General features: G+C 36.5%; 6 protein-coding genes. 1 reads left to right on the forward strand and 5 read right to left on the reverse strand.

Annotated features, from left to right (window positions below):
• Positions 1-27: 27 nt before the first annotated feature.
• Both AABK36_RS21205 and AABK36_RS21210 read right to left on the reverse strand, forming a co-directional pair.
• Entirely contained in the window at positions 28-1,077 is a 1,050-nt protein-coding gene (locus AABK36_RS21205; protein WP_309942207.1) for an alcohol dehydrogenase family protein, read from the reverse strand.
• Positions 1,078-1,329: 252 nt separating this feature from the next.
• Entirely contained in the window at positions 1,330-2,187 is an 858-nt protein-coding gene (locus AABK36_RS21210; protein ID WP_309942203.1) for a TraB/GumN family protein, read from the reverse strand.
• A gap of 668 nt (positions 2,188-2,855) precedes the next feature.
• On the opposite strand from AABK36_RS21210, the gene AABK36_RS21215 reads away from it, so the two are divergent.
• Positions 2,856-8,549, forward strand: coding sequence for a zinc-dependent metalloprotease (locus AABK36_RS21215; RefSeq protein ID WP_309942201.1), 5,694 nt, complete (start codon positions 2,856-2,858; stop codon positions 8,547-8,549).
• A 927-nt stretch (positions 8,550-9,476) separates the two neighbouring features.
• Here the strand turns inward: AABK36_RS21215 and AABK36_RS21220 are convergent.
• The 3 genes from AABK36_RS21220 to AABK36_RS21230 form a co-directional block, all read right to left on the reverse strand.
• On the reverse strand, positions 9,477-10,496 hold the full coding sequence (locus AABK36_RS21220; protein ID WP_309942198.1) for an inorganic phosphate transporter: 1,020 nt from the start codon (positions 10,494-10,496) through the stop codon (positions 9,477-9,479).
• Entirely contained in the window at positions 10,480-11,214 is a 735-nt protein-coding gene (locus AABK36_RS21225) for a DUF2490 domain-containing protein (protein WP_309942195.1), read from the reverse strand. Before AABK36_RS21225 ends, AABK36_RS21220 begins: the two co-directional genes overlap by 17 nt.
• A 147-nt stretch (positions 11,215-11,361) precedes the next feature.
• Positions 11,362-11,814, reverse strand: a complete 453-nt coding sequence (locus tag AABK36_RS21230; protein WP_309942193.1) for an RrF2 family transcriptional regulator — start codon at positions 11,812-11,814, stop codon at positions 11,362-11,364.
• Between the last annotated feature and the right edge of the window lie 467 nt (positions 11,815-12,281).

The raw sequence follows: 12,281 nt of genomic DNA on the forward strand, positions 1-12,281 counted from the left end.
GCTATGATTTTGGGCGTGCTTTCTTGTTTATTTGACTTGAAGGACTACTTTTCCCACATGCTTTTTTTCAAGGAAAAACTCCTGAGCTTCCACAATTTGAGATAGAGGAAACGTTTTAGCGACGAGTGGTTTGATATCCTTATTTTCTATTCGCTTGATAAGGTTTTCAAAAACTTCAGGCTCTAATATTGTGCATCCAAAAAAGCTTAAGTCCTTTAGGTATAACGTTCTAATATCAAGATTCACTTCCGCGCCTGCAATAGCGCCGGCAACGGCATAACGTCCACCTGGCTTGAGCACATCAAGCAATTCCGGCCATTTCTCTCCCGCGACCATATCGATAACTACATCCACGCTGTTTCTTCCTAGCGTTTCGACAAAAGAATCCTTTCTGTTAAGCGTCTTTGAAGCCCCCAAATCCATTATTTCCAATGCTTTGGTTTGGCTTGTGATCGCAATGACAGTCGCTCCTCGTGCTTTAGCCAATTGGACCACAGCGGAACCTACTCCGCCGGATGCTCCGGTAATCAATACTATTTCTCCTGACTTTACTTTTGATTTGGTTAGCATATTTTCAGCTGTGGAATATGAGCATGGAAATGATGCTAACTGAATATCTGTCATATCGCTTTTGATCGCGCGAGCATGAGTAGAATCGACTGCCGTATACTCGGCAAAACCTCCATCACATTCAGACCCAAAATACCATGGTTGTTCCAATGCTTTGCCATTAGCGGTTTTAATGCAAGGATTGATCAATACTCTTTCTCCAATTCTGTTTTTGTCAATATTCTCTCCCACATCTACGATGGTGCCGCATACGTCAGCACCTTGTATGCGAGGAAATTGCAAGGCATTGCCGCTCCAGCTGGCATCATCGCTATCTGCATCAGATTTAGAGTACCAAGCGATGCGTGTATTGATATCCGTATTGTTAACGCCTGCCGCATGGACTTCCACGAGCACTTCATTGGCAGATGGGGAAGGCGTTTTTACCTTTTCCTTGTATTCCAATTTATCAAAGTCTCCATGTCCAGTGAGAATAATGGCTTTCATATATTCAGGAATGGTATTCATTGTGATTGCAGTTCTTTAAATGAAAATAAATAGACATGAATACAACGATGGGGAAGGGAAATGATCTGAATTTTTGGGTTGTTTTTTATTTTATTTTAAAAATTCATCAATGATGCATATTAATTCTTAGTTTGTTTCGGGATACAAAATTTCATTTGAAATAAAAATGCCATTGAAGCGCGCTTTCAATGGCAGATTGTTAATGAACTTGATTATATAGAGTATTCTATAGTACTGTTTTATAAGCTTTGTTTAGTCGAATTTGCTCACTTTATATCCTTTTTTTGAAAGCATTTTCAAAAGTCCTTCTTTGCCGTGCAAGTGCATAGTTCCTACCATCACAAATTCGGTGCTTCCATCTTGCATCATTTTTTCTATTTTAGGCAACCATAGTTTATTTCTATCCACTTGGATTTGCTGGTAGATGTCAGGATAGTCGGACTTCATTTCTTTGATTTGTTTGTTGAAGTATTTGGTAGATCCTTTTCGCCATTCACTCAACATTTCCTCGAGGTCGGCAATCATATTTTCCATGTCTCTTAGAGAATATTTGACATACTTATCTTCATTGCCTTCTCCCATGTTGGTGATTATGCTTATTTGATCTTCTACCGATTCCATGTAAGCTATGGGTTTGTCTTGATTCTTGGCTTTATCATGATAGAATTTGTCAACGCCTTCAGTGCCGATGCCATTTTTCTGCATTTCCAAAACCATGACCATCAACAGGATCATCGATGGTTTAAGCTTTTGCAATTGGCTTGCTGGCAGTTGATATTTCTCAAGCATGTTTGCCAAGTCATTGTAGGTATCTTCTTTCAGCACGGATTGCAAAGTGCGATCGTCTGTATATACGCTTCTGGACATGATCAGTTGAGCAAAGCTTGGGTCGTTTACTTTGTCAAGGTCAGCTTCAAAAGCGACCTTGTCTGAGGCGTCGAATGCTTTGTCGTAAGCTTCGGGCAAGGGATGGTCTTCGGCTCTTAGCACATGGATGGTCCCTCCCAAATACATCGTATTGCCGTTTTTTTCCACTTTCCAAATAGATTGCCCTTGCGTTCCAAAAGATATCAAAAACAAGGCAGTTAAGCATAACAATGCTTTTTTCATAGGTAATGTCGTTAAGTTGAAAAATTAGATATTTTGAGACAATATTAGTTGAAAAATAAGCATAATCAAATTGAGGTCTTCGGTTTTATTTTAACTTGGTTTTTTTAAGGATTGATTTGAAGAAAATTGTACCGATATAATTTTTTCATCTAATTGATTTTTAGCAATCTATGATGATGATTTTTACTGTTTAAATTAGTATTATTTAATCGTTCGCATTTATCATTACGAACATGATTTGTAAGCTTGAATTCTATTTCTTTTAAATGTTATAGGTATTTAATTTTGTGTGAGTTTTTTGTGAAAATACAGCTTAATCCTAAAAGAAGTTTTTGTGAATAATAGTTAATGTTTGGTGAGTTTTATTAATATGAAATTAATGTGTGGTTTGTGTCGTTTTGTCAATGATTTAGCCAAACTTGTAAATTCTTAAATTTAACTTATAGGATATTGTTTGAGTTTAAATTTACATTTGATTAAAATTTGTTGTTTGGTAATATATGTATACCAATATTCTTTGTATTATGTTATTTTGAGGGCATAAATCACTATTTATTTACTTATAATAAAAAAATAATTGTCTTTAAGTCATTTAAAGTTGTGTTTACTTTTTTTTTGACTCATTTTCATGTAGTATTATTAAATTTTTTAACTAAATACTATACTATATGAGAAAATTATACTTATCATTTTTACTGGTTTTTATGGCCGGTTGGAGCTATGCTCAAAATGATAAATGCGGAACGAATTACTTTACTTATGAGCAGATCCAGCAAATAAGGGAAAGCGCAAAACAGTATCAGTCAAGCCGCAGAACCGCTGCCAATCAAATTACCAGTGTGCCTGTGCAATTTCATTTTATTCACCCCAATGACCCCAGTCATGCGGAAGTCGCTTCGATAGAAGAAGCTAATATGCTATTGGCTTGGATGAATCATGATTTTGAGCCTGCGGATTTGACTTTCTTTTTTAAGGAAGCTCCTATTTATGTGAATCATACAGCTTCCTGGGATAATTTTACCAGTGCCAAAGAAGAGGCGATGGCTGCTGAATCGGAAGCGGATGATGCCTTGAATATATATTTTGTGAAGGAAATTCAAGGAGATGTAGCCGGTTACGCTCGTGCGCCTTTGCCTAACAAGAGTTCGAACAGAATCGTGATGGAACACAGGTATGCGGGAGACCAAGGGGTGGTTTCGCATGAAGTTGGCCATTACTTTAGCTTGCCGCACACATTTCAAAATACGGAAGGTGGCCCAAATGGCAATCTGTCGGAGAATGTGGCAAGATCTGGATCTGAATTCAATGCGGATGCAGCAGGAGACTTTATTAGCGATACTCATGCCGATCCAGGCGTTGATGAAAATAGAGCTCAAACAGACCGTTATGGCAGAACGTATACTCCTCCTACAGACAATCTCATGTCCTATTACAGTTCTTCAGATATCATGATTTTTACTCCGGGTCAGTATGAGCAAGTGAAGTATGGTGTAAGTCGTCGAAAATTCTTTATGTATGAGTGGGCTAGGCCTGAATATAGTTGGGACGCATCGCCTGCGAGTGTGAATGCAGTCGAGAATCTATCCGCTGAGTTCGCTATGAATAAAATAACATTGTCATGGGACGATGTCGCTGATAATGAAACAGGTTATATTATCTACAGATCAAGATCCGCGTCTTCAGGTTTTAGAGCATTGCCGGGTAAAGGTTTAGCGCCTGGCGCTGAAACTTATACGGATGACTATATGCTTGAGCACCGAACAAAATATTATTACAAGATAGTCCCTTCCAATGGTGATCCTTTGGCAGATTGGCCTGTGATAGGTATAGAGACGCCTCTGATGTATTGTTTGCCACCTTATCCCTTTACTTGCATTTTCAAATTAAATGGAGTTGCAGTAAGTAATTCACAAGGAGAACCTTTAATGTCCAATATCAATAACGAATGCAACCAAATCGGAACTGGAAGAATAGGTTTTAACAATGTGAATTACATTTTGGGAGATTATTCAAACTCAATTCCTAGTTTTGATATGACTCCGGGAGAAGAATACTCGTTTTCATTCAATTTAGATCAAGGACAACCGGGGAATATTTCCATTTGGATTGATTTTGACCAGAATGGTGTTTACAATACTGATGAAATAGTTTTTCAAAATATTAGTGTTGTCGATGGATCGGAAAACTCCGTTCTTATTCCAGCCAATGCCAATACAGGCTTGACGAAAATGAGAATCAGGTATGAAATAGCAGGTATTCAGACGCCGATAGAAGATCCTTGCGGCATAGCGAGAACTCCCGGTGAAACAGAGGAATATGCTGTTAATATTTTAGGCGACAATCCTGCGTGCAATATACTTAGCGTTAGCGCAGGAGAACAATCAGCATGTGAAGAGGTGTTGAATACGTATACTCAGAGCATTGTCGTTGAGTACAAAGGAGCTCCTACAGATGGCTATTTAAACGTAAATGGTCAACATTTTCCTATCACAGGAAGCCCTCAAGTCGTTGAGCTTGTTGATTTGGATTCAGACGGAATACCTGTGGATGTCATGGTTGGCTTTTCGGATAATGATGATTGTGAGTATTTGGTAACAGAATTATTTACCGCTCCAGAATCTTGCATGCCAAAGATTATAAAAGCCACTGCCATGGCAGGATCCTGCAATTCTCAAACAAATTTACATAACCAAGAAATTGTGATAGAGTATGAGAATGAAGTTGCGGGAGGGAGCCTTTTGATCAATGGCAAAAAATATGCAACTACGGGAAGTCCTCAAACCGTTATATTTGAAGATATAGAATCAAATGGGCAGGAACATATCTATGAAGTAGCCTTTTTGAATTATCCTTCTAGAGTAACGACGACAAGCGTTAATGCCAGAAACAGTTGCAAGCCGCAGTGTAATTTTGTGTTTGCCAATATTGTAGCGACAGGCGAGTGCGTTGATGGTTTATTTGAATTGCAATTGTTCACTCAGTATAAAAATGCTCCTGCCGGCGATTTAATAATAAATGGCCAAGTTGCTCCCATCAATAAGGACGCATTGCCCGATGCTCAAGGAAATATTTTTCAATTCGTGACAATGAATTTTCCAGCAAGAGGAGGAAATATGGATTTGGAAGTTTATTTTTCTGAAGAGCCTTCTTGCAGGTATTTTGAAGAACAAGCTATTGAGTCTCCTGCATCTTGTGCTCCACTTCCGGAAATTGTTAATGCAAGTATAGGCAATCAGTCAGCTTGCGATCAAGCGACGAATACGTACTCTCAAGAAGTAATAATTAGTTACAATAACCCACCTATTGGAGGCAAGCTGAAAGTTAATAGCCAAGAGTTTGATATTGCGTCCAGTCCTCAAACAATACTTTTGGAGGGTTTGGTTTCGGATGGAGCTTTGGTTGATCTTAATGTTGAGTTTGCAAGTGATCAACAATCGCTTGTTGTTTTTGAAGATTTATTCACAGCGCCATCAGATTGCTTTCAGTCAAACTGCAATATTACATCTATTGCTTTGGGTGAAAGAGGAATTTGCGACCCATTGCATAATACGTATACTCAAAATGTGATAGTAAGCTATCAAGCAGCTCCAGCTACAGGCCATTTAGTAGTTAATGGACAAAACTATGCTATTGAAGCAAGCCCAATGACTGTTACCTTGATGAATTTGCCTTCAGATGGCACTTCGATAGATGTTGCAGCTTTTTTTGAGGAAGATCCTAATTGTAAAATGGTTGAAACATCATTATTTACTGGACCAAATGGATGCGATGACAATACTCCTATCTGCTCAATTTCAAATATTACGGCTGGAATACAATCTGCATGCGATCCTTTAACCAATTCTTATAGCCAAGATATAATAATTGCGTATGAAGAAGCGCCTTCGACAGGAGGTATAATCATAAATGGACAACGCTTCGATCTTTCTGCTAGCCCAATGACTATTACATTGACCAATTTGCTGTCTGATGGCGGCGCTGTCGATGTTGAAGCGCGCTTTGAAGATAATAAGGCTTGCAAATATGAATCAGAGGCTTTGTTTAACGCGCCATTTGATTGTTCTCCATCTTGCAATATTATCGATGTGGCTAAAAATGGAAGAACACAATGCAACCCTACGACGAATACCTTCAAGCAAAAGTTGACAATAACCTATGATAATGCGCCATCCTCTGGCAAGCTTAATGTTAATGGTCAAGAGTTTGATATCACACAAAGCCCGCAACAAGTTCAATTAATCGATTTGCCTTCAGATGGTTTGGAAAATGACGTTACCGTCTTTTTCACAGCTGATCAATCATGCAGTTACACGAAAGAAAAAGTGTTTAAATCTAGAAATAGCTGTTTGCCTGCATGTTCAATTACAGGTATTGCTTCGGGAATTCAATCAGTTTGCGATCCATTGACCAATACATACAGTCAAGAAGTAATTATCGCTTATGAGGATGCTCCTGCTACAGGAGGTTTGGTGGTGAATGGAGAAGTCTTCGCTTTGACAGCAAGCCCGATGACAGTGATTTTGTCAGGGTTAACTTCTGATGGTAATGCGGTTGATGTTGACGCTCATTTTGAAAATGAATTAGAATGCAAGTTTGAATCTATCGCTTTATTTACCGCTCCGGTAAATTGTACTCCTGTTTGTTCGATATCTGAGATTTCACTAGGTGTTCAATCTATTTGCGATCCATTGACTAATACGTACAGTCAAGAAGTAATTATCTCTTATGAGGATGCTCCTGCTACAGGAGGCTTGGTGGTGAATGGCGAAGTATTCGCTTTGACAGCAAGCCCTATGTCAGTGATGTTGACAGGATTAACTTCCAATGGAAATGTGGTTGATGTTGAAGCTCATTTTGAAAGTGAAATAGAATGCAAGTTTGAATCAGTAGCTTTATTTACCGCTCCAGTTGATTGCACGCCGTCTTGCAATATTCTTGATGTGGCTAAAAATGGCAGAACGCAATGCGACCCTGCGACGAACACTTTCAAGCAAAAGTTAACGATAACGTACGAAAACGCTCCTTCATCAGGCAAGTTGAATGTTAATGGACAAGAGTTTGAAATAACGAGCAGTCCGCAGAAAATACAGTTGGTTGATTTGGAGTCGAATGGTTTGCAAAATGATGTTACGGTTTATTTTACAGAGAATTCAGCATGCAGTTTTACAAAGGAGAAAGTATTTAAATCGAGAAACAGCTGTTTGCCAGTTTGTTCAATAACAGGTATTACTACGGGAATTCAATCAGTTTGCGATCCATTGACCAATACATACAGTCAAGAAGTAATTATCGTTTATGAGGATGCTCCTGCTACAGGAGGTTTGGTGGTGAATGGAGAAGTCTTCGCTTTGACAGCAAGCCCGATGACAGTGACTTTGACAGGATTAATTTCCGATGGAAATACGGTTGATGTTGACGCTCATTTTGAAAATGATTTAGAATGCAAGTTTGAATCTATAGCTTTATTTACCGCTCCGGTTGATTGCACGCCGTCTTGCAATATTCTTGATGTGGCTAAAAATGGCAGAACGCAATGCGATCCTGCGACGAACACTTTCAAGCAAAAGTTAACGATAACCTATGAAAATGCACCTACATCAGGCAAGTTGAATGTTAATGGACAAGAGTTTGAGATAAAGAGCAGTCCACAGAAGGTGCAGTTGGTTGATTTGGAGTCGAATGGCTTGCAAAAAGATGTTACGGTTTATTTTACAGAGAATTCAGCATGCAGTTTTACAAAGGAGAAAGTATTTAAATCGAGAAATAGCTGTTTGCCAAAAGAATGCTTGATTAAAAGTGTAGAACTGGGAGCTACATCGGAATGCAATATTTCTACAAATACATTTAGTCAAGAAGTTGTGGTTTCTTTTGATAGAGGCGAATTAACAGAGATATTGGAGCTGTTTGTTAGATTTGGTTTGGAAGAACTTAGATATACTTACACTCTTGGTGCTGGAGATGCAAGCGAAGCCACAGTTTTATTGGAAGGCTTGCCTTCTAATTCAAACTTGATGGATTTGGAAGTTCGTTTTGTTGAAGAGCAATCTTGCAGTCTGTTGAAGACTGAGTTTATTCTAGCGAAATCATCTTGCAGACATGAGTTGGTATTAGGGGACGACAGAATTTCAATTTTGGAAAGTATAACCATTTCGCCTAATCCTGCAAGCGATTTACTTCGAATTGATGGCTTGAAAAGCCAGATGATAAATCTGGATTTTTACGACTTGTCAGGAAGATTGATTTACACAGTATCAGCAATTTCTGAAGATAGAATCGATATTAGCGAAATCAAGGCGGGGATTTACATTTTGGAAATACAAACCAAACAGGGCCTTGTCAAAGAAAGGTTAGTGGTTAAGTAAACCGATAGTAAATAAAATCAAACAGTATTTAATAGCAACATGATTCGCTCTGTTGCTATTTTTTTGATTTTCGAATATGTGCTTAATTATCGATTTAAAATAACAAAAGCTGATCTTGGAGTTACGACAGAACTTAATTAGCTTTTTAAATGGATCTTGATTCAAGTTCGAATTTATTTGAAATGTTCATAATTTTAAAGGTTTTGAAGTATAAAAAGCGATAAGAATTTTTAGATCACCTTATTAAAAGATTTAGTTAGCGGTCGATTTGTTATTTTTTTAGAGATAGCTGATAAAATAGATATGAAGATAAATCGTCTTCAATAGAAATACGAATTCAAGATTTTTTACAAAAGGCAAGCTTTGAATATCAGGGAATTACACTATTTGTTCTGAGTTGCATTTATCATGAAGAATTGATACTTAGTATTGATCGTAGTGAATGGGATTATGGAAAAGAATTTGCTTGTCATCAACAGTTTGAAGATAACATGAGTTGCCCCACATATATTGCAGGCTTATATATATCTTATCAAAGAGGAGGAATGAGAATACAAACGGATTTATTAGTCAGTATTATCCAAAAGAAAGTCAACAGAAAAAGTATTTCTTGGGCAGGTAATAATGGTTGAAAATAAACTAAATAGTTGATCTATAAAAATTTACTGTATTAGTTATTTTAGATACGATCTGTTAGGCTACTGGAATAGAAGAAAGCAGAATTCAACCCTTTTAGAAAAAGAAACATGGCTATATGCAGTTTAGTGTTTTCAGAAGAGGGTTGAATTCTTTTCGTGAATATATTAAATAAAACGAGTAGTATTATATATAACTACCCTTCGGATTGATGCTTTGAAAAATTGTCGGGTAGAGTAAATGTTGTTAATCTGAGCATTTATTATTTTCATATAGATTGATTAAAAGGTATTATTTTAAAATTAGTATTAGCAAAAGAGTTAAGATATATGCAAATATTGGAGCGATAGCCCATATAGTGAAAAATCGTTTCACGGTTTGATTTTTAAATGTATTTGCAAAGCCTTTTTTTGAGATGCTCAGTGCAATGAAAGCACCTCCATTTAATTGAACTAAGGAGGTCGGAATTCCTTTGCTTATTGAAGCAAATAGAAGTAAGCTGGCTACTATAACAGCTATGACAGTGGCATAAAAAGGAGAGACTGTTATGATTTCTTTTCCAGTCTTTTGAGTCACCTTATGGCCTAAGAGCGAGCTTCCGATAGCAAAGCAAGGGGAGACAATTAGCACTGATAGAATTATAATGGGTAAGGTGTTATGTATTACCTCTTGGCCGATTTCGTTTGTTGTAAGGGAAGCTATCGGTGCTGCTGCGTTGGCGACATTATTAGCTCCGATGGAAAACGCAACGTAAAGAGATGATAAAATTAATATAGCTTTTAAAAGCTTATGATCATTTAGGTGTGAGTAATTATCTGTGAAGAATTTGCTTTTGAGTAAAGGGAATATCCATTTTGATAATCCAAGCATGATGGTAAAGGAGATAATAGGTAAAATGATCCAAGTAGGTAGTATCTCATAGAAAAGTTTTTGGGTATTTAATCCATCCAAGGCAGTAGCTGCTCCAGCTATAGAGAGTACAGTAGCTTGACTGGTAGATTGTGGTACACCGATTAGATTTGCTATGAGTAAAGATACGCCTACTGAAAATAAGATGATGGAAGTGTTGAGGGGTGTGAAAAAAGAGTGTTCTAAAAGGCCTTTGCCTAGTGTTAAAGACACTTCTTTACCAGCTATTAATGCTCCGGCTAATACCATGAGTCCGAATAGACCCGGGATCATGGATTTTTTTATGACATTTGCTCCATATGCTGCTGAGAAAGAGGGAGAAGTGCCGCTTCCTCCCATGTTGATGGCTAAAAACATGGCTAATAAAAATGGAATCGTAAGTAAATTAAAAAGTTCTGACATAATTATTAAATTTTATTTCGTGATGAATAGTAAATCTGATGATGTGTCGATTAAAAAAGTCAATACCAGATGCTCGTTGTTGATACCAATTAAAGTATCCTATTTCAAAACCAAAGTTTTCAACAGGCATATAATGGATACTTGTTCCGTATCTATTTTGATCAAATACATTTTGAGTTATTTTTTTCCCAATATTTAAATGAATTTCATCAAAAGCTTTTACTGTTAATTGTTTTGATAGTGCATATCTCAATTCGAGTTTATATCTAATTCGTATGTTTTCGAAGTCAAAGGAATGATCTGGTTGTTCAAAAAATCGAAATTCACTCCAATATCTGTGGTGTATTGAAAATTTGCTTGAGATGGGTTGTTTGTTCGCTACTTCTAATTGAGGGCGTAGTTCAATATTATTTTCGAAGTTTGAGATTTCGGGGTCATGGGGTAATGATTGAACAAAATAAGTAAATCCTATGGCTGTATTCCATCCATAATTCATTTTTCTAGCGAGATGAGTTCTTGATACAAATTGATGCTGTCTCCAGGGGAAGCAATAAGTTCTTTCTTCAAATTCATGTTTGATTTGGTATGTTTCAGTGAGTTTTAATTTTAGAAAATATCTTATCCATAGTAGTTTTTGGGAATCAATATTTTTTTGAGCATTAATATTGGTTAAAGACAGATGAAAAAATATAAGGGCAAAAAGTGTGGGTCTGGCCATTCTCATTTTGACTAAAAAATTTCATGAGTAAAAAAAGCTATTTATCCTACCAATTTAGTAGGAATTAAAATATCAAAAAAATTATTCTTATTGAATTTGCTCTTTTTAGAAGAAAAAGGGGTGAATATTACAATATCTCTTTATGATTTAATTATTTTCATTATTGCCTTGTTGTTTTAATTTATTTTCTCTTTGTATGATTTCAGAAAGTGTCGCCTTTTTGAGTTTTTTTACTGTTTCATTTCGAATTTCTATAGCGATATTTCTGATGCCGCAGGTTTGTTCGTCATGACATTCGTCGCAGCGTTCATAAAATTTGTAAGTTGCGCATGGAAGTAACGCGATGGCCCCATCAAATAATCTGATGATTTTTGCCATATGAATTTCATCAGGACTTTCATTTAAAGAGTACCCTCCGTTTTTGCCTTTTTTACTGTTCAGAATTCTAACATTTTTTAGTTCAGTCAGAATTGATTCAAGAAATTTTAAAGGGATATTTTCTTCTACTGCTATTTTGCTTACGGGTATTGGTTGTTTTTCTATATTTTTAGCAATAAAAACGAGTGCTTTTATTGCATATTTAGCCTTTTTTGATAGCATGTCGTGTTGATTATAAAAACATGGTAAATGATCCTGACGGAGTTTTGATAAGATTTCAATTATATATGGAATTGATGCCTGATCTAATGTGAAAAATATTGTAGTATATTTTAATCATAAGCAAAATATGCCATACCCCATTTATTTGCAATAATACAAAGAGTGTATGAACAATAGGTGCTTTTTTTAGCTGTTTTCTGTTTCAGCACAGGTTTTTCTTCTTTTGTGAATTATAATTTTTAAGTTAGATCCTGTATTAATAGGTTGCTCTACCGATGGTTTTGGAATTAATTATTTTTTTAAAATAATAAAGGCTAATTCGGGAGCTAAGACACGCCGCATTAGCTTTTAAATGGATTTTGATCCAAGTACAAATTTATTTAAATGTTCAGAACTTTAAAGGATCTGAAGCATAAAAAGCGACTAGAATTTTAGTTCTCCTTTTTAAAAGAATTATAAGCGGTCGT

Source organism: Aureibacter tunicatorum (assembly GCF_036492635.1).
GTDB lineage: Bacteria > Bacteroidota > Bacteroidia > Cytophagales > Cyclobacteriaceae > Aureibacter > Aureibacter tunicatorum.

Excerpts from the sequence above, each read along its gene's own strand:
- AABK36_RS21215 (WP_309942201.1), top strand. The coding sequence starts at position 2,856 with ATGAGAAAATTATACTTATCATTTTTACTGGTTTTTATGGCCGGTTGG.
- AABK36_RS21220 (WP_309942198.1), bottom strand. The coding sequence starts at position 10,496 with ATGTCAGAACTTTTTAATTTACTTACGATTCCATTTTTATTAGCCATG.
- AABK36_RS21225 (WP_309942195.1), bottom strand. The coding sequence starts at position 11,214 with ATGGCCAGACCCACACTTTTTGCCCTTATATTTTTTCATCTGTCTTTA.
- AABK36_RS21230 (WP_309942193.1), bottom strand. The coding sequence starts at position 11,814 with ATGCTATCAAAAAAGGCTAAATATGCAATAAAAGCACTCGTTTTTATT.
- AABK36_RS21205 (WP_309942207.1), bottom strand. The coding sequence starts at position 1,077 with ATGAATACCATTCCTGAATATATGAAAGCCATTATTCTCACTGGACAT.
- AABK36_RS21210 (WP_309942203.1), bottom strand. The coding sequence starts at position 2,187 with ATGAAAAAAGCATTGTTATGCTTAACTGCCTTGTTTTTGATATCTTTT.